Origin of the sequence: Erysipelatoclostridium sp. MSK.23.31 (assembly GCF_019125875.1) — a bacterium.
GTDB classification, from domain to species: domain Bacteria; phylum Bacillota_I; class Bacilli_A; order Erysipelotrichales; family Coprobacillaceae; genus Thomasclavelia; species Thomasclavelia ramosa.
Genome location: NZ_JAHOCB010000035.1, coordinates 19837 through 38595, shown reverse-complemented (window position 1 = coordinate 38595; position 18759 = coordinate 19837). Strand labels below are relative to the sequence as shown.

18 protein-coding genes are annotated in these 18759 nt (G+C 30.7%); 8 read left to right on the top strand and 10 right to left on the bottom strand.

Annotated features, from left to right (window positions below; genetic code table 11):
• Positions 1 to 87: 87 nt before the first annotated feature.
• A complete protein-coding gene (locus tag KSU54_RS14055) occupies positions 88 to 660 on the bottom strand; it encodes an ATP-dependent Clp protease proteolytic subunit (protein ID WP_003539038.1) in 573 nt (190 codons plus the stop codon).
• A 276-nt stretch (positions 661 to 936) separates the two neighbouring features.
• Here KSU54_RS14055 and gap point away from each other — a divergent pair, with 276 nt between their 5' ends.
• The 3 genes from gap to KSU54_RS14040 all read left to right on the top strand — a co-directional run bounded on the left by gap (position 937) and on the right by KSU54_RS14040 (position 3725).
• Positions 937 to 1953 (top strand): type I glyceraldehyde-3-phosphate dehydrogenase, encoded by a 1017-nt coding sequence (gap, locus tag KSU54_RS14050; protein ID WP_003539036.1) that lies wholly within the window; start codon positions 937 to 939, stop codon positions 1951 to 1953.
• Between the two features lie 149 nt (positions 1954 to 2102).
• Positions 2103 to 2924 carry a ketopantoate reductase family protein gene (locus KSU54_RS14045; protein WP_117792670.1) on the top strand — a complete coding sequence of 274 codons (822 nt, stop codon included), beginning with the start codon at positions 2103 to 2105 and terminating at the stop codon, positions 2922 to 2924.
• 51 nt (positions 2925 to 2975) lie between these two features.
• On the top strand, positions 2976 to 3725 hold the full coding sequence (locus tag KSU54_RS14040) for a hypothetical protein (protein WP_009299490.1): 750 nt from the start codon (positions 2976 to 2978) through the stop codon (positions 3723 to 3725).
• A gap of 76 nt (positions 3726 to 3801) precedes the next feature.
• Here the strand turns inward: KSU54_RS14040 and KSU54_RS14035 are convergent, their stop codons facing one another.
• The 6 genes from KSU54_RS14035 to KSU54_RS14010 all read right to left on the bottom strand — a co-directional run bounded on the left by KSU54_RS14035 (position 3802) and on the right by KSU54_RS14010 (position 11764).
• Positions 3802 to 4494, bottom strand: coding sequence for an LrgB family protein (locus KSU54_RS14035; RefSeq protein WP_008792265.1), 693 nt, complete (start codon positions 4492 to 4494; stop codon positions 3802 to 3804).
• Positions 4487 to 4849 carry a CidA/LrgA family protein gene (locus tag KSU54_RS14030; protein ID WP_008792264.1) on the bottom strand — a complete coding sequence of 121 codons (363 nt, stop codon included), beginning with the start codon at positions 4847 to 4849 and terminating at the stop codon, positions 4487 to 4489. The genes KSU54_RS14035 and KSU54_RS14030 overlap by 8 nt, the downstream gene beginning before the upstream one ends.
• Before the next feature lie 529 nt (positions 4850 to 5378).
• On the bottom strand, positions 5379 to 7598 hold the full coding sequence (locus tag KSU54_RS14025; RefSeq protein WP_008792263.1) for a bifunctional diguanylate cyclase/phosphodiesterase: 2220 nt from the start codon (positions 7596 to 7598) through the stop codon (positions 5379 to 5381).
• Positions 7599 to 7609: 11 nt separating this feature from the next.
• Positions 7610 to 8872 (bottom strand): ABC transporter substrate-binding protein, encoded by a 1263-nt coding sequence (locus tag KSU54_RS14020; protein ID WP_003539020.1) that lies wholly within the window; start codon positions 8870 to 8872, stop codon positions 7610 to 7612.
• 164 nt (positions 8873 to 9036) lie between these two features.
• Positions 9037 to 10371, bottom strand: coding sequence for a coiled-coil domain-containing protein (locus KSU54_RS14015; protein WP_224209059.1), 1335 nt, complete (start codon positions 10369 to 10371; stop codon positions 9037 to 9039).
• A gap of 190 nt (positions 10372 to 10561) precedes the next feature.
• A complete protein-coding gene (locus tag KSU54_RS14010; RefSeq protein WP_008792262.1) occupies positions 10562 to 11764 on the bottom strand; it encodes a C40 family peptidase in 1203 nt (400 codons plus the stop codon).
• Positions 11765 to 11946: 182 nt separating this feature from the next.
• Between KSU54_RS14010 and KSU54_RS14005 the strand changes: the two genes are divergently transcribed.
• A complete protein-coding gene (locus KSU54_RS14005; RefSeq protein ID WP_008792261.1) occupies positions 11947 to 12957 on the top strand; it encodes a glycoside hydrolase family 25 protein in 1011 nt (336 codons plus the stop codon).
• 1 nt (position 12958) lies between these two features.
• On the opposite strand, the gene KSU54_RS14000 is transcribed toward KSU54_RS14005, so the two are convergent.
• A complete protein-coding gene (locus tag KSU54_RS14000; RefSeq protein WP_117792668.1) occupies positions 12959 to 13459 on the bottom strand; it encodes a ferritin-like domain-containing protein in 501 nt (166 codons plus the stop codon).
• Between the two features lie 589 nt (positions 13460 to 14048).
• On the opposite strand from KSU54_RS14000, the gene KSU54_RS13995 reads away from it, so the two are divergent.
• A complete protein-coding gene (locus tag KSU54_RS13995; RefSeq protein WP_022007885.1) occupies positions 14049 to 14858 on the top strand; it encodes an alpha/beta fold hydrolase in 810 nt (269 codons plus the stop codon).
• Positions 14859 to 14880: 22 nt separating this feature from the next.
• Here the strand turns inward: KSU54_RS13995 and KSU54_RS13990 are convergent, their stop codons facing one another.
• Positions 14881 to 15375, bottom strand: a complete 495-nt coding sequence (locus tag KSU54_RS13990; RefSeq protein ID WP_003539007.1) for a GNAT family N-acetyltransferase — start codon at positions 15373 to 15375, stop codon at positions 14881 to 14883.
• Positions 15376 to 15491: 116 nt separating this feature from the next.
• Between KSU54_RS13990 and KSU54_RS13985 the strand changes: the two genes are divergently transcribed.
• Positions 15492 to 16274, top strand: a complete 783-nt coding sequence (locus KSU54_RS13985) for an HD domain-containing protein (RefSeq protein WP_003539005.1) — start codon at positions 15492 to 15494, stop codon at positions 16272 to 16274.
• Positions 16275 to 16891: 617 nt separating this feature from the next.
• On the opposite strand, the gene KSU54_RS13980 is transcribed toward KSU54_RS13985, so the two are convergent.
• Positions 16892 to 17785, bottom strand: coding sequence for an SPL family radical SAM protein (locus tag KSU54_RS13980; protein WP_003539000.1), 894 nt, complete (start codon positions 17783 to 17785; stop codon positions 16892 to 16894).
• Positions 17786 to 17996: 211 nt separating this feature from the next.
• Here KSU54_RS13980 and acpP point away from each other — a divergent pair, with 211 nt between their 5' ends.
• Together acpP and accB are read left to right on the top strand one after the other, a co-directional pair.
• Complete coding sequence (gene acpP, locus KSU54_RS13975) at positions 17997 to 18224, top strand: acyl carrier protein (protein ID WP_003538999.1); 228 nt, start codon at positions 17997 to 17999, stop codon at positions 18222 to 18224.
• Between the two features lie 86 nt (positions 18225 to 18310).
• Positions 18311 to 18754 (top strand): acetyl-CoA carboxylase biotin carboxyl carrier protein, encoded by a 444-nt coding sequence (accB, locus tag KSU54_RS13970; protein ID WP_003538997.1) that lies wholly within the window; start codon positions 18311 to 18313, stop codon positions 18752 to 18754.
• The last annotated feature ends 5 nt before the right edge of the window (positions 18755 to 18759 follow it).

The following is an 18759-nucleotide window of genomic DNA, read 5'->3' as shown; positions in this document are numbered from 1 at the left end:
GCATAATTTTTTTAAAACTAAATTTAAACGTGTCCAGAAAACTGGGTACACATCATTTTTTGGGGTTCACTTCATAAGTTGGTCGTTTTAAATAACTTCATCAATTAAGCCGTATTCAAGCGCTTCATCAGGTTCTAAAAAGTGATCACGATCAGTATCGATAACAATTTTATCTATGGGCTGATTTGTATTTTTACTAAGAATTAAATTTAATTTTTCCTTTTGTTTTAAGATTCGTTTGGCACTAATTTCAATATCACTCGCTTGTCCTTCAAAAGCTCCTAATGGCTGATGAATCATAATTTCACTATTAGGTAAACTACAACGCTTACCTTTAGCTCCGGCACTGAGTAAAAAGGCAGCCATACTAGCAGCCATCCCGATTACGATTGTTGAAACGTCACATTTGATAAAGTTCATTGTATCATAGATTGCCATTCCCGCATTGATACTGCCACCTGGGGAATTAATATACATAAAAATATCAGCATTGTTATCTAATGATTCTAAATAGAGAAGCTGACCAACAATACTGCTGGACATCTTATCATCAATAGTACCGGTTAATAAGATGATCCGGTCTTCTAATAGTCGTGAATATATATCATAAGCATATTCACGTTGGTTTGTTTTTTCAATTACTGTAGGAACTAAATGCATTATCTTACCTCCACATTTAAGTATAGTAATTAAAATAATAATTATTCATTTAAGCCTATAAAAGGCAAGAAAGATTGCGGTAAAACTAGGCTTGTAAAAGTCACTAAATTTATATTATAAAAGAATAATGTTAGATTTTGTTCCATTAAAGTTAAATTTATGAATCTTTTGTGAAATATTTAATTTTTTTCAATGAAACCCGTTACATTAGTTGCTTTTCTTGCCTTTCTGGAATATAATATGAGCATAAAGAACATTCAAGGAGGAATATAAAGAATGGCAGTAAAAGTAGCAATTAACGGATTTGGACGTATCGGACGTCTTGCATTCAGACAAATGTTTGGTGCTGAAGGATATGAAGTTGTAGCAATCAACGATTTAACTGATCCTAAAATGTTAGCACATTTATTAAAATATGATTCAGCACAAGGTAGATATGCATTAGCTGATAAAGTTGAAGCTGGTGAAAATTCAATCACTGTTGATGGAAAAGAAATTAAAATCTATAGTGAAGCAGATGCTTCTAAATTACCTTGGGGTGAAATCGGTGTAGATGTAGTATTAGAATGTACTGGTTTCTATGTATCTAAAGCTAAATCTCAAGCTCATATTGATGCAGGAGCTAAAAAAGTTGTTATCTCTGCACCAGCAGGAAATGACTTACCAACAGTTGTATTCGGAGTAAACGAAAATATCTTAACTGCTGATGATACAATCATCTCTGCAGCATCTTGTACAACTAACTGTTTAGCACCAATGGCTAACGCTTTAAATAACTTAGCTAAAATTAAATCTGGTATCATGTTAACAGTACATGCTTACACAGGTGACCAAATGGTATTAGACGGACCTCATAGAAAAGGTGATTTAAGAAGAGCTCGTGCAGCTGCAGTAAATATCGTACCTAACTCAACTGGTGCAGCAAAAGCTATCGGATTAGTTATCCCTGAATTAAACGGAAAATTAATTGGTTCTGCTCAACGTGTACCTGTTCCTACTGGATCAACTACAATCTTAACTTCAGTTGTTGAAGGTGAAGTTACAGTTGAAGAAGTAAATGCAGCTATGAAAGCAGCAGCTACTCCATCATTTGGATATACTGAAGAACAATTAGTTTCTTCTGATATTATTGGAATTAACTATGGTTCATTATTTGATGCAACTCAAACTATGGTTAAACCAATGGACAACGGAACTACTGAAGTTCAAACAGTTGCTTGGTATGATAATGAAAATTCATATACTTCTAACATGGTTAGAACAATCAAATATTTCGCTGAATTATCTAAATAATTAATTGAAACTTGATGCAAAAGCTGGTCATTGATCAGCTTTTTTCTTATGGAGGATATTATTGTGATCAAACGAGTTGGAATTATTGGGATGGGTGCTTTAGGAATGTTATATGGAGATTTTATTGCAAAAACATTACTAGAGAAGCAGTGACATTTATAGTTGATGAAAAAAGGAAAAAAGCATATCAGGAAACTGTATTTACAATAAATGGTGAGAAAGTTTTATTTAATTTAGTTGAGTATTTTAATGCCGTTCCATTTGATTTAATAATCATAGCAGTAAAAGGGACTGCTTTAGAAGAAGTAATAAAGGAAATTAAAAAATGTGTTGATAAAAATACAATAATAATTTCTGTTTTAAATGGGATTGACAGTGAAAAGGTTATTAGTGAATACTATGGGAGAGAAAAAGTAATTTATGCGGTTGCTCAGGGAATGGATGCAATGAAGTTTGGAACATCTCTAAAGTACATTAAAGAAGGACAGCTCTTATTGGGAATCACTGATTTCAAGCAAAAAGATAAGTTGGATAAGCTTACTAGCTTCTTCGATCAAGCAAAAATTAATTATGAAGTTAAAGGCGATATTTTACATAGTATGTGGGCTAAATTCATGTTGAATGTTGGGATAAATCAGACTTGTATGGCATATAATACCAATTATAGTGGTGCTTTAATGCCAGGGGAAGCAAATGATACCTTGATTGCAGCAATGAAGGAAATTATTGAGTTGTCACATTACGAGGGAGTTGATCTAACTGAAACGGATTTGAAGCATTATATTGAGATAATTAGGACTTTGGCTCCTCTGGGTTTACCATCAATGGCTCAAGATGCAAAAGTACGTCGTTACAGTGAAGTTGAAATGTTTGCTGGAACAGTAATTTCTTTGGCATCAAAGCATAAACTAAAAGTACCAACAAATGAATTTTTATATAAGCGAATAAGGGGCATTGAAAATAGTTATTAAAATGAATATTTAATGCTGCTAAGAAATTATAAAGAAAGAGGAGTATTAATTATGGCTAAATTTGGATATGTTAAAATCGTCTCAGGACAAGCAGCAAGACGAATTGGAAGGTTTATTGGCTGGGATGAAAAAGGGGTTAAAGCAAAAGTGGCTTTTGGTTATGATACTGATATTTTACCATATACTAATTATCATTTTTTTAGCGTCAATAGCATTACTAACAATATTACAAAACAGGACTTAGTCGATCGATATTTTGAACTTTCCCAAGCCTTAAAAGCAATTGATTTACGTGCACACCCTAAAATAAAGAAATATACAGCTGAACATACAGGCATAATTACTGAATGTAATTTGGTTCGGCATTTACTTCAAGTTTTTTTTGATTTAAAAAATCTAACTTTAAAAAATAAAGAAAAAAATATTACTTTATTAACTAATACAAGTAATATAATGTGGATAAATGAATTTGCTTTAGAATTAGAGATTCGTGGGTTTCAAGTTGGAATTCTTAATCATGAAATTATTAAAGATAATTTTAATGATGAACTTAAATATGCATTAGAGGTTTGTGATCATTATATTTTTATTGAAGAATACAATCATCAGGAATTAAAATATATAAAAGAAAATCTTAGTAGCGTTTATCAAAGTCTTACTGTAGTTGTTGAAACAGCTGTAGATGAGGACTATGAAAATGGTTATCTTTATTTTGATGAACCATTTACTGATCGGTTTGAGCAATCATTACAGCGTTTGGTTGAGCGCTTAGAAAGTCCAGAGACATATAGTCAGATATAATAAAAAGAAATCCCTTTACTCGTTTTGATATGGATTATCCAGTACATATCATTTTATTTGAATAAAGGGTTATTTTTTATAATAAATTTGCCATTAATGGTGCAATGATTACAGTTAATAATCCAGCAATAACAATTGATAAACTACTCATAGCTCCTTCAATTTCTCCAAATTCTAAAGCTTTTGATGTTCCAATCGCATGGGCACTATTACCAAGGGCTAAACCGATTGCAACAGGATGCTTAATTTTAAATAATTTACAAATACTTTTAGCAATGATAGCACCAAGGATACCAGTAATAATAACAATTCCAACTGTAATGGTTGAATTACCGCCTAGTTTATCAGAAACACCAATTGCGATTGCTGTTGTAATTGATTTTGGTAAAAGTGAATAATAAATTACAGGATCGGCTTTCATAATTAAACACATTATAAAAATGGAAACAATTCCGGCAAGACAACCACTAAATAAACTGATTAAAATAGCATCTAAATGTTTAATTAATATTTGCACTTGTTTATAAAGTGGTACCGCCAAACAAACAGTAGCTGGGGTCAATAAAAAAGTAATGAATTGAGCTCCCTTATTATATGTATCAAAATCAATATCAAAAATGATTAATATACCAATTGAAATAACAGCACTGATCAATAAAGGATTAAAAATTGGGTAGGGCAATAATTTTCTTATTTGAACTGCAATCCAATATGATAATAGACTGATAACAATCCCAAAATATACTGTTTCAAGCAAAAAACTATCCATTATCATTATCCTCCTTTCGTTCAATGATTACTTGTGCAACTTTTCCTGTAACGATCATAACAACGATGGTACTAATTAAAGTGACAATTCCAATAACTAGGAGATCTTTAATAATAGCATTACCAACGTTGATTAGACTAACAGCAGAAGGAACAAATAAAACGGGCATGATTAAGATCAGCCAATCAGCTACTTCCTCGATTTGATTTAATTTAATTACTCTAGTAAATAAACAAATTAGCATTATTGCTAAACCATAAACGCTTGCCGGTATTGGCAATGGCAATAACAATCCCAACAATTCCCCAATAAATGAGATTGTCATAATAATTAAAAATTGATGTACATACTTCACACTATCCCTCTTTTCTTGTAGATTATAGCACTAAAATAAAAATTATTAAATCTCTAATATCAATGTTATCGTTTTCAATTAAAATAAAAAATATCTGGTCTTTAAAAGCTGCTAATTTTAAAGACTATTTAATATAAATATTAAAAATTATTGACGTTATAGTTATAGAAAAGTATACAGTTTGATGAAAAAGATGGTATTGATATGAATAACGAATATTTTATTAGATTGATTTGATGATATTATGATGTAGTAAACCTTTTATAATTATAATGAAGGGATAATAATTTTAAAAACAAGTTTTCTTTGTACTATCAAATTTTAGAATATTATTAGATAAAGAGTATTATTGATCGTTTTTTGAAAAAATGTTTCTATGGAAAGAATAATTGTTATATGATATTTAGCGAGATATTGCTAACTCAATAAATAAAGATAATACGCTGTTTTTGGGTGCATATCTAAGAAAATGTTAAAAAATTCCTACTTTCGAGTCTGCAACTCTAAAAATAGGAATCTAATTAAAAAGTTATTTTTCTTGATTTATAAGCAGTTGTTCAAATTCTTTGATTGGTCGTGGCTTAGAAAAGATATATCCTTGGATCATATCACAATCAATCATTTTTAAAAATTCCAATTGGCTTGGGGTTTCGACACCTTCAGCAACTGTTTTAATATTAATAGTTTTAGCCATTTCAACAATAGCTTTGATGATTTCTTGACTTCTTTGAATATCATAACTGTTGATTAAGAAAAGCCGGTCTAATTTTATGACTTCAAATGGTAAGTCTTTTAAAGAATTTAATGATGAGTAACCTGAACCAAAATCGTCGATTGAACAAGTAAAGCCATTATTTTGTAGTTCAATGATAATGTTTCTAATTTTTTCAATATTATCAAGTAAAATGTTTTCGGTTATTTCTAATTCAACTAATTTATCAGGTAAACTATATTTATTTTTTATTTTACTGTAGCGTTCAATAAAGTCATCTTGATAAAGATGTAATCTAGAAATATTAATTGATATAGGAACATTTGGCAGGTTTTCGATAATTCGTTGATAGAGAAACTTACAAACACTTTCAAATATATATTCATCCATTTTAAGAATAAAGCCATTTTGTTCAAAGATTGGAATGAATTCACCAGGCATAATGAGATTTCCTGATGGCTCAAGCCAACGAACTAGAGCTTCAGCTCCTAACATGACTTGTCCATTTGGCGCATACTTTGGTTGTAGATAGAATGTAAATTCGTTATTCAGTAAAGCGGACTCCATGTTATTTTCAATCTCTACTTTTCTAATCATTTGATCATGCATTTTAGAATTATAGAAGTAATAGTTATTGGTTTGGCCAGGTATATATGCATTTAAAGCGAGGTGACTACAGTCAATTAGACCATCAATACCTGAGATTGTTTGATCATCTTCATAGCAGCATATACCAATTTTAACTATAGTATTATTTTTATTATCAAGTGATTCTAAAAGATTACAAAATTTTTGATTGATTTCTTGGCATAAGTTTTCCAGTTCGGTTCTATCATGATATGACTGCATGATTAAAAAATTATCGGCATTTACTCGGCACGTAAGTCCTGGGGCTATGACCAATTTTTTTAAAATATTTGCCAGCTGCGTTAAGATCTTATCACCATATTTATAACCATATAATTCATTAATTATTTTAAAGTCATTAATATCTAAATACAGAACTGCAAGAAGGGTATGATTACGTTCCAAAAATAATTTTTCCCCCTCTGTTTTAAACTTTTGATAATTATAGAGCATGGTCAAATGATCATAAAAAGCTAAGTTCTCTAACATTCTTTTGTGTTTACGGCTATCACGGATATATAGCAAAACAACACAGCTGATTGCACCAGCAATACCACTACATAGAATTATGGAGGAAATAATAATGTTATTGGCCTGCTTCATGATTACATTATTAGGAATAATTGAAATAATAAACCAGTGATTGTTTTGTTGTAATGGAACATAGCAAAATACATTGGAACTATCTTGATAATTAAATAAGGCAACACCTTTATCTCTTTTAGATAAAGATGCTTTAAATGATTCAATGGTTTTTGCATCATTACCAGACAGATCGATTAAATCAAATAAGTTTTTAAAAGTACGATTTGAGTTACGATGTTTGGAACGAATTAAAATTTCACCATTATCTTTAACAATATATGAAAAACCTAAATCGTTATAAAACGAAAGTGAGAAGTTTTCAATAATAAAACTTAATTGAGTTTCTTTGACAATGACACTTTGACTATCGCTTGTTTTTACATAAGTTGCAAAAGTCTTAATACCTGTTTTTGAATTAAGATAGGGCTCTAAAAATCCTTGTGAATTATTATCAGCTTTTATTTGCTGAAACAACTGTTCATCACCTAACGGATAATTACCATTTTCATCATAGTAGCAGTCATTGGTATAGTCGATATATAAATATTTAGCTTCTTCACGATTAGATAGATGCTGGAGATACTGCGGAATCTTAGTTTGTAGATAGGCAATATTAGTAAGGATGTTTTGGGAGTTAGTCATTTCTTTAGTCATATAGACATTAAAGGCTTTTTCCTCCTGAGAGGTTGTTTCTAAAATATCATTGATTGACTTATCCCAAAGAGAATCTTGAACATAATTAACATAAATGAACATGGAAAAAACAACAAAAATCACAGCACTAATTCCCCCGACAATCATTAACGATATTTTTTTATTTTTCATTGGAATCATCCTCACTGTTCATAATTTTTGATTATTTCTAATGCACTATCAATACTGTTTCCTGTTAATAATTGGGTGATTCCTTCATGGGTAAGTGACCAAAGGGGAAGATTTATATTTGAATCACTACCTAGAATTGTTTTCTCTGAGGTTAAATAAGGGCTTAATTCTTGAATCTTAGGATCATCAGCAATACGTTGTTCTTTCAGAGGACTAAAAGAGGACTGACTATTTACAAATTTCCACATCACATCTTCTTGACTTAAATATTCAATAAATTTTTTTGCTTCAGTAATATGTGGACCTTTAGCATTAATACATACACGGGTATCAATATTTGAAACTAGAATTGCTCCATCGTCTAAAATTGGATAAGGGTAAACTTTAAAATTTAAATCTGGTGAACTTTTTTCAACTCGAACAGAGGCCCAGGCACCAGTTAACATAAAAGGGTTTTTATTTTCTTCAAACTGTATTAGATCGTCTGCAGTTTTTTCTGTTTTTAAAGTTGTGGCTGCATCAATGAATTTATTGTCGATTAACTGTTTAACATATTGATATCCTTCTTTAAGATAATTACAAAGAATGCTAGGATCTTGATTTAGTGAAGCGATTATTCTATCCTTTTCAGGTGATTGATAGATGGGATAAAGACCTTTAGCAAGAGCAATTGTTTTTAGAGAAATATCATTATTAGCGATGATCGGAGTAATTCCTTGCTCAATAAAATATTGACAAACAGCCATAAATTCTTGATTATTTTTAGGAACTGACTGATGATGTTTTTCTAGTAAATCAAGATTGCAATATAATCCAAATGCTGAAATAGAAGTTGGAATATAGGGGATCGTATTATCTGGTTGCACCATTTGTTCCAATGAGTTTGTGTTAAAGTTTTTTATTGTTTTTAGCTTTGATAAATCTTCAAAATAATTATAATTAGTTAATTGCTGTAAATTATCTTCATCGATCATAAAAATGTCATCATAGTTATTAGAGGCCAAACGTTTTTTTAGTATCTCATAATACTCAGTTCCTTTCACACTTTCATAGGTAATGGTAATATTGGGATTTTTATCCATATAAGCTTGTAAAATTTCTTCGATTGCAACAACATTAATTGCTTCCGTTTTATATCCATAAAAATTTAGTTCAATCTGATCATTATTATTTGTATCAACAATATTTATTGATTTAGCTTGACAGCTGGTATTAAAAATTATTAATAAAAAGACTAATAAGTAATGAAAGAGGGATATTATCTTTGCTTTCATGCTCATTTCCCTCCTTTGTTTTCTAACTTTAATTATAGCATAGTAAATTTTAAATAGGATATAAATATAACATAACGATCATATATTATTTGGATAATTATCGCCTAAAATAAAAAAGGACAAGTATTGTAGTGAACTACAAAATTTGTCCTTTAAAATATCTATTATTTACTAACACGTCTAATTGTACTTATTCTACTATAGTAATATGATCCTGGTTCAATTGAAGATACTTTAACATAAGCTTTTGGATTATCACCGTGTGTTGATGAATCACCACCACCGGCATGAACCATTGATCTGGAACCATCGCTGTTTACAACAATGATTCCAATATGATAAGCTGGACTACCAAAACATACTAAATCACCAGTTTTAGAGTTTGCAAAACTTACAGCTGACCATTTTCTGGAGTAACCAGCAGCAGTATCTCGACCACCACTAACACCTGCTTGTTTTAATGACCAATATACTAAACCAGAACAGTCAAAGTATGTGGGACCTTGAGCTCCCCACCAATAACGCGATCCTAATTTAGCATAAGCAGCAGCATAGATTTTTTCACCAAGATTATCTGATGTGCTAGAATCATTATTATTGTTTCCGCCATTGTTGTTATTTCCAGAATCGCTATTGTTATTATTGTTGTTGTTATTATTGTTGTTGTTACCACCGGAATTATTATTGTTTCCACCATTATCAGGTTTTGGAGGCGGTGGTGTAGGAGTTGGAGTTTCATATGCTTCTTCATTAAATTTTTTAATTGCAGCATCCAGGGTTTCAGTCATTTCACCATAATCATAAATCGTGTTTTGAGTAGATGCAATTGATTTGTTTTGTTCCTCTAACAAAGCTGTATATTTTGTTTTTAATGTTTTTTGTTCTTCTTGCTGAATAACTAAAGTGGCTTTAGCTTCTTCTAAAATAGTTTGTTGTTGTTCAACTTCTTTTCTTTGTTTATTAAGTTCTTCAATCAACTCTTTATCACTTTGTGTAAGTTCGTTATAACCGTCGATTCTTGAGAACATTTCCGTGAAGTTGCTTGCACCAAAAATAAAGTTAATATATGTATTTTCATTTGCATAAGATTGCATTGCATACATACGATCTTTTAATAATTGAGTATTCTTTTCAATACTTGCTTGAAGATTGGCAATAGTTGTATTTAAATACTCAATTTCAGCTTCTTTATCGCTGATTTGTTTATTAACTTCATCTAATTGTTTTTGAACGCTTTCTAGTGTTGTTTTAGTGTCACTAGCAGCCTCTTTTTGTTCGGCCAATTTTTTAGTTAATTCAGAATTTTTAGTTTTAAGATACTTGTTGAATGCTTCACAAGTTGATTTGTTACTACTAGATAAATTTGAAGATGAGCATAATGTCATATATTTACTTTCATTACCATCAAATTCATCGGCTGCCACAGGGGCTGCATAATAACATGCACTTGTTACTATTGTCAGCGTTAAAGCTGTAGATATAACTTTTTTTATTTTCATACAATCACCTCGATACATAGTAATTATCCTATATTTTTCTTAATAAGTAAATACTAATTTAGATTTTTTCTAAGGATATAAAGCTAATTTTCTAAAAAATATCACATTTGTTATGGAAATAATGAAATTAATTTATGAATTTCATATATATGTGATAAAAAAGATGAGCAAGCTTGCTCATCTAATTGTATTAATACAATCTACGAACGTCATACCATTCTTTTTGCCAATATGAATAACCAAGATCCGCTACTTGAACAGGTTTACCTGTTTGTGGAGCATGAACCATGTTACCACCACCGATATAAATACCGACATGGTGAATTCCGCTGGTACTTCCATTACTGCTAAATAAGATGATATCTCCGGCCTGCATGTTATTACGAGAAACAGATACCCCTTTACTAGCTAGCGATTTGGTATTATTAGAACCAATGTTGACACCTGATTGATAATAAGCCCAGTTGACTAAACCTGAGCAGTCAAATGCAGTGTGGTTTGGATTAGCGATTTCAGACATGCTGTGACATCCACCCCATACATACATATAACCAACGCGAGTTAAAGCCTTTTGTGCAATTGCGTTTCCAACTGCAGAATCACCAGAAACAACGCTTCCGCCAGAAACTTGTGATTTTTCAGTAGCAGCTAATAGTGCAGCGATATTATCAGTGATTTTTTGACTTGAATCGGCCGCTTGAGCAGCTGCTTTTTCTTGCGCAATCAAATCAGCGTTTTGTTTTTCAAATAGAGCTTGATATTCTTGTTGTAGTGCCTGCTTTGATGATTTTTGACTTTCAATATTAGCTTTGGCAGTAACAACCGTAGCTTTTTGTGTTTCTACTTGTTCTTTTTCATCAGCTAGTTGTGCAACTAATTCATCATCATACGATGTTATTTCATTAACGCTGTCAATTCGGGCAAACATATCAGTGAAGCTAGAAGCCCCGAAGATAAAGTCAATATATGAATTATTGTTATTGTATGATTGCATTGAATACATACGTTCTTTTACTTCTTCTTCTTTTTTAGCTATACTTGCTTCTAAATTTGAAATTGAAGTTTGTAAATATTCAATTTCTTTTTGTTTTTCAGCAATTTGATCATTTAATGCACTAATTTCACTTGAGATACTATTCAAACTATTTTGAGTATCAGATACTTTGCTTTTTGAATCACTTACTTGAGATTTCAATTCTTTATTTTTATTTTTCAAGTATGTATTGAATTCTTTACAAGTGTTCAAGTTATTAGTTGAAAGATTTGAAGATGAGCATAATTTCATGTACTTATCTTCTTGCCCGGAAAAATCAGTTGCCTGAACAGGAGTGGGAATAGTTACTAATGAAAGCATTGTACAGACTCCTAAGGCAGTGACGAATACTTTTTTCATTTCATCGACCTCCAATTTATATATATTATTTAGTTTTATATTCAGTTTTAAAGATGGCGTATTTAATCCATACCAATGTGATTATAACATAATATTCATTGTTTCGCATTAAAATGATAAAAAAGTCTAGAAAGTCACACATTTTTGACAATTACTCATATATTATTAATGGAGGTGGAAGAATGACGACACATGGAATTGATGTCTCACAATATCAGGGGGTAATTGATTGGGAAATTGTTCAAGATCGAGTTGATTTTGCAATTCTTAGATGTGGTTTTGGTCAAGATCGAACAGATCAAGATGATCGTTTGTTTAAAAGAAATGCAGACGAGTGTACACGATTAGGAATACCGTTTGGTGTTTACTTATATTCATATGCTAAAAATAGTAGTGATGCTAGAGGGGAAGCACAACATGTTTTACGTCTAGTGAAAAACTATAAGATGGCATATCCAGTGTATTATGATTTAGAAGATAATAATACGACTGGAAAGCAATCAAATGATGTGATTGCAAATATCGCTAAAACATTTGCTGATGAATTAGAAGCCAATGGATATTATGTTGGGATGTATGCTTCACTATACTGGTGGAACACTAAATTAACGGATCCGATTTTTGATAATTATACACGGTGGGTTGCTAACTATGCTGCTGAGTTAAATTATGATAAACCGTATGATATGTGGCAATATAGTTCGACTGGATGGGTTCAAGGGGTACCAACAATTGTTGATATGAATTATTGTTATGCTGATTTTCCAGCTATTATTAAACGTGCAGGTAAGAATAATTTTGATATTGATACAGCAGTGGAACAATATAAATTAGGTGATACAGTAAGATTTAGCTATGTCTTTTTAACTAGTGAATCTTCTAATCCGTTACGGCCATATCGTAATGTTGGAAAGATAACTCGAATTGTAAAAAATACTCGAAATCCTTATTTAATAGGTAATGATCAAGGCTGGGTCAATGACCAGGTAATTGAAGGTAGGGTAAGCTATTTATCAAATCCTAATTATGTTGGAGATAGTTTAGTTGGAGCCCTTCAGCAAATTAATGTTGATACAAGTTTTGAAAATCGTCAACATTTAGCAAAACTTAATGGAATTACTAATTATGTAGGTAGTGCGGCGCAAAATTTACAATTATTGCAATTATTAAAAGAAGGAAAACTAATTAGTTAGATTATCTAACTAATTTAGTTTCCCATTCTTTTAAAACCTTGATATGCAGTTCTTCATCTTCAATGATTCGATTTAAAATCGCAACAATATAGGGATCTTTGATGACGCTAGCTTGATACATATACTTATCAATTGCCTGATATTCAGCGTCTATTGCTGTTTTTAGTACTTCCTCTAGTGAATTAGGATAATTTAAATATGATGGTGACCAATAAGTACATTGATCATTTAGACAGCTCCACCAGCGGGGGTCTAAACCTAATTCTAAGGCAAGGGTCATGAAGATGTCTAAATGATGCATCTCGACCATAGAAATATTTAAAAATGTTTTTTTTAGTTCTAAAAAATCTTCGCCAGCAATACTATGGTTATAAATATATTGACAAATTGCAGATGTTTCAGAATTCATCCCACCGACATTATCAAGGATCATTAAACCATAAGTTTCATTTGGCACAGTTACTTTTACTTCGGGGTAAGGCTTATTTACTTTAGTATCCATGTTCTTCACCTCATATAAAAATATGCTGAATACAATAAGATATGAATACAAATGAAATAATTTTTACACTTAAAGATATAAATATTGAAAATAACTAAGATAATAGTCAAAATTATTGTAATTATCAAGTTACTAACAGAAATATTATATGTCATAGTAATATTTCTGTTAGTAAAAAGAATAATGGGGTTATAGTCGCTCAAGCTATTAAAATCATTTAAAAACAAGCTGAGAATAAGGAATGTTTCAACTTACAAGAGACCACTATAATTATTTTTTATGCGAACATTCCTTAAGAAAATTAATCCGATGTTAAATATACCAAATACTCATAAGGCTATTAATGCAATTAAAAGATTAGCGATAGTACTGGTAAAATAATAACAACTATACCCATAGATAATAATTGCACTGATGATATATATTAATATTCTCACTCCAATATCACAATATAATTTATCAAAATTAATGATAGCGAATCATAGTAAATATTGATTAACTTAATCGACTGCTGGTATACAAAAATTAATAATTAAAATAAGGTTATAATATTATTGAGCTTACATAGAATATGATGAGGGGGGATTATGTGTTTTATCTAAAATCATCAGATAATGCCAAATTAGCGGTAGAGGATATTAATCCAGCTCATCAAAAGACAGTAGTTTTAGTGCATGGCTGGCCAATTTGCCAAGAAATGTATGAATATCAAAAAGATATTTTAAACGATTGTCGATACCGCATCATTAGTTATGATATTCGTGGATTAGGAATGTCACAAGTTATGGGCAGGGGCTATGATTATGACCAATTAGCGATAGATCTGCATAGTGTTTTAATAACCTTAAATGTCCATAATGTGACATTAGTAGGATTTTCAATAGGTGGGGCGATTTGTGTTCGTTATATGAGTAAATTTGGAAAAGAACGAGTAAGTAAACTAGTTTTGGCTGGTGCTGCAGTGCCTTCATATACTCGTACAATTCATAATCCCGAAGGACAAAGTATCGATGCGGTAAATCAACTGATTGAGCAGTGTTATACTAATCGACCTAAAATGGTTCATGATTTCGGACAAAATGTTTTTGCATTAAATCATGGCAGTGAATTTATGAACTGGTTTACATCAATTTGTTTAAAGGGATCAGGAATAGGAACGATCCAAACAGCAATTTCTTTACGAGATGAAGATGTGTATCAAGATTTGTTTGAGATTAAGGTCACTACTTTGATCATGCATGGAGTGCTTGATAAAATTTGTCCTTTTTCGTTTGCTTTAATCATGCATGAATGTATAGAAGATTCGATTTTATGCAAGTTTGAATATAGTGGACATGGGATTTTTTATGATGAACGAGAACGTTTTAATCAAGTATTGATTGATTTTATTGAACAATAAAACCTGCACTTTGTAATGCAGGTTAAAGAATTTTTTCATATGCTCGTCGAGTTTCTTTATTTTCTAAATAAATAGTGCCACAATATTCAAATCCATATTTAATCAAGAAACGCTGCATTGAAAGATTATCATCATGAGTATCCATACGGATACTTGGTTTTTTAGGATAAAGTTTTAATCCTTCATCAATAATGATTTTTGCCAAGCCTTTACCTTTTTGATCATTTCGTATCGCGATGCGATGAACTACAATGTATGCATTATCTTGAAGCCATTTCCCTTCTATATAATTATAACTAGGTTCAAGCTCTTTAGAGATCATCGCAGTTGCGACTATTTCTCCGTTATCTTCAAGCACATAAGCTTCATGGCGGCTAATATCATTAATAATAGTTAATTCATCAGGATAACCATCTTGCCATTGGTTGATTCCCTGCTCTTTAAAATATACTTTAGCTTGATTGATAATTGTCATGACAGCGGTTAAATCATTAGTAGTAGTTAATCTTAATTTCATCTAATCACATCCTTGTTTATTAATATAACATAACCATATAAAAATAGAAATTACTATTTAGAAAATAGTAGAGAAATGCTGTTAAAGAGCATATAATGATAGCTGGAGGTGGTTAGATGATAGATTTAAAAAATGCTAAAAGATTGTTTGATGAATATGTAGCGAATTATGATAAAGATAATCCTAAAGTTGCCTTAAAGATAGAACATACTTATCGTGTTATGGAGGCCTCAAAAAATGTTGCAGTGAGTCTCGGGTTAGATCAAGATGAAATAGACTTAGCATCATTAATTGGATTATTACATGATATTGGGAGATTTGAACAATTAAAACGTTATAATTGTTTTATTGATAGTAAAACAATTGATCATGCATTATTAGGTGTTCAAATTTTATTTGATGATAATTTAATTAGTAAATTTGATATTGATCAAAAAGATTATCCACTGATCTACAAAGCTATTTTTAATCATAATAAATATAAAATTGCTGAGGGATTAAGTGAACATGAGATGCTCCACTGTAAAATAATTCGTGATGCTGACAAAATCGATATCTTTAAAACAGGTTTGTTAGAAACGTTCGAAGCATTTTTGGATGCTGGACAAGAGATTTTAGAGAATGACATCATTACTGAATCGATATATGAAACATTTATGAATAGTGAATCAATTCTTAGTACCACTCGTAAAACTGACTTGGATCGCTGGGTATCCTTTTTGGCCTTGATATTTGATTTGAATTATCAGTATAGTTGTAATTATGTTTATCAACAAGATTATATTACAAAATTAGTTAAACGACTTAATTATCAAAATAGTGATACTTTTAAGAAGATGTTAAATATAATGAACCATGCTAATGAATATTTAAAAGAAAAGAGTGATCTTAATAATTAAGATCACTTTTTTGAGGTAAGTTAATGATAAAAATAGAGGATGCATATAAAGAATTTAATACTTATGTCAGTGAATATGATTTCGATGTCTCTTTATTATTTTAAGATAGGTTGATTGAAAAATTTAGTGATATTTATAATAATGAGCAAATTATTTATAAAGCAATCAAAAAGCACAATAAATATGTGATTTGAATGGGATTAGATACTCATGAATTACTGCATGCAAAGATTATCCGTGATGCTAACAAAATCGATAAGCTGGAAATTAATCTACTCTCCCGCTAGAAACAATTTATTATAAGGGAAAAGAAGAAATAGAAAAACAATTGATTAGTGAGAGCAGTGTACCAGTCATTTTTGAATCATGAAATGATTTTAAGCAGCTGTCGGCAAAATGATTTAGATATTTGGTTACCACATTTAGTATTTGTATTTGATTTGAATTTTAAATATAGTTTTCAAGAGGTTTTAAAACACCAATATATTGATAATTTGTATAAACGTTTAGACTATCAAAACATTGATACTAAAAAAAGATGAGTATTATCTATTAAGTGGTAATGAATTATACATATGAACATGCTAAATAGTCCAGAAGATCTTCTGGACTATTTTTTAAAATAAACTCAATTGTTCCGATGATGCAGTTTGTTTATAACCATTTATAATATCTTCCATCTTATAAATGATATTATATTTGTGACATTCTTCAATAAATATATTTTTTAATTCATAAAGTCGTGGGCTGTTGCATAAATAAGTATTACCGAATTGTTTTATATAGCGTTCCTTACAGCCGGGAAATAAATGATCTAGCTGCGTATAGAAATAATCACGTTGATGATCTCGTAAAGTCACACCAAACATAGGATAAACAAAGCTGGCATTAGCTAAATGTGCGCGATAGATGATTTCTCGAATATTTTCAGGGGTATCGTTAATAAATGGCAAAATCGGTGTCATTAAAACCCCAGCATAAATATTGTGTTGGCGTAATTGTTTAATTGTTTCAAATCGTTTTGATGAAATTGAAACATTTGGTTCGATCAATTTTGCTAATGAATCATCACCACAAGTAATGGTCATACAAATTAGGACAGATTGTTTATCATTAATTTGTTTTATGAGTTCAAGATCGTTAATGAGCGTATGACTTTTAGTCGTTATCATTACACCAAAATTGGTTTGCTTTATTATTTTTAAAGCTTGATGAGTTATCTTTAATTGTTGTTCATAATGATTATAGGGATCAGACATGGCTCCAATTGCAATCACCCCTTTTCTTTTTTTAGAACAAAGTTCTTTAGAAAGTAGGGTGAGTACGTTATGTTTTACTTTAATTTGATCAAAGTTTGAGATTTGATAACAATCACTACGACTGTCACAATAAATACAACCGTGATGACATCCTTGGTAGAGATTCATGTTGTAGTCAAAACCAAACCAAAAATGATTTTTATCGGCTTTGTTTTGAATGATTGTCTTAGCTTTTATTTCGGGTATTTTCATTAATTGTGCCCTCCTAAAAAAGACTATAACATAAAAAAATGACGATTAAAACATAAAAAAAACGAAAAAAAATATTACTTGAAACACCTTGATTTTACTAGGTTTTGGGTTAATTCGACAGTCTTCGATAAAAGTTTTGAACATCAAACTATTTACAAATGTTTTGATTTTGTTATAATGTGACCGTAATATACACGAGGAGGAATATAACGTGGAATTTGAAAAAGTAAAAGAAATAATTGTTGATTCTTTAAGCTGTGATGAAGATGCAGTAACTTTAGAAGCTAACTTAAAAGAAGACTTAGATGCAGATTCATTAGATGCAGTTGAATTAATCATGGCAGTTGAAGAAGAATTTGATATTGAAATCCCTGATGATAAAGCAGCTGAAATTAAAACAGTTCAAGATATCGTAGATTATATCAAAGAAAATGCATAATAAATGCTGATTTTTATTACCCAGAATAGCTGGGTAATAATTTTTTTAAAAAATTACTTTGATATTCAAAATAAAGGAGAGTATTTATGAAAATAGATTTAGTAAAGCAACTTATAAATGAATTTGAAAACTCAGAAGTTTTTAAAATGAAAGTAGAGATAGATGATATTAAATTAGAATTAGAAAAAACGCCAGTAGCACCGGTAAATGTTGTAAGTACACCGGTAGTTTCTGCTCCAACGCCTACTTTAGCGCCAGTGGAGCAAGTAGCAGCTAATGAACCAGCAATCACCGGAACACCGGTTAAATCACCAATTGTTGGGGTTTATTATGCATCTAGTTCACCAACTGCTAAACCGTATGTAGAAGTAGGCACTAAAGTAAAAGCAGGACAGGTGTTGTGTATTGTTGAAGCAATGAAGGTAATGAATGAAATTAAAGCTCCAATTGATGGAACAGTAACATCAATCATGGCAAATACTGAAGATTTAGTTGAATTTGATCAAGTGTTAATGATCATTGAAGGGTAGTTAAG

Excerpts from the sequence above, each read along its gene's own strand:
- KSU54_RS14020 (WP_003539020.1), bottom strand. The coding sequence starts at position 8,872 with ATGAAAGCAAAGATAATATCCCTCTTTCATTACTTATTAGTCTTTTTA.
- KSU54_RS13985 (WP_003539005.1), top strand. The coding sequence starts at position 15,492 with ATGATAGATTTAAAAAATGCTAAAAGATTGTTTGATGAATATGTAGCG.
- KSU54_RS14040 (WP_009299490.1), top strand. The coding sequence starts at position 2,976 with ATGGCTAAATTTGGATATGTTAAAATCGTCTCAGGACAAGCAGCAAGA.
- KSU54_RS14055 (WP_003539038.1), bottom strand. The coding sequence starts at position 660 with ATGCATTTAGTTCCTACAGTAATTGAAAAAACAAACCAACGTGAATAT.
- KSU54_RS14005 (WP_008792261.1), top strand. The coding sequence starts at position 11,947 with ATGACGACACATGGAATTGATGTCTCACAATATCAGGGGGTAATTGAT.
- KSU54_RS13980 (WP_003539000.1), bottom strand. The coding sequence starts at position 17,785 with ATGAAAATACCCGAAATAAAAGCTAAGACAATCATTCAAAACAAAGCC.
- KSU54_RS14010 (WP_008792262.1), bottom strand. The coding sequence starts at position 11,764 with ATGAAAAAAGTATTCGTCACTGCCTTAGGAGTCTGTACAATGCTTTCA.
- accB (WP_003538997.1), top strand. The coding sequence starts at position 18,311 with ATGAAAATAGATTTAGTAAAGCAACTTATAAATGAATTTGAAAACTCA.
- KSU54_RS14035 (WP_008792265.1), bottom strand. The coding sequence starts at position 4,494 with ATGGATAGTTTTTTGCTTGAAACAGTATATTTTGGGATTGTTATCAGT.
- KSU54_RS14000 (WP_117792668.1), bottom strand. The coding sequence starts at position 13,459 with ATGGATACTAAAGTAAATAAGCCTTACCCCGAAGTAAAAGTAACTGTG.
- KSU54_RS14025 (WP_008792263.1), bottom strand. The coding sequence starts at position 7,598 with ATGAAAAATAAAAAAATATCGTTAATGATTGTCGGGGGAATTAGTGCT.
- gap (WP_003539036.1), top strand. The coding sequence starts at position 937 with ATGGCAGTAAAAGTAGCAATTAACGGATTTGGACGTATCGGACGTCTT.
- KSU54_RS13990 (WP_003539007.1), bottom strand. The coding sequence starts at position 15,375 with ATGAAATTAAGATTAACTACTACTAATGATTTAACCGCTGTCATGACA.
- KSU54_RS14015 (WP_224209059.1), bottom strand. The coding sequence starts at position 10,371 with ATGAAAATAAAAAAAGTTATATCTACAGCTTTAACGCTGACAATAGTA.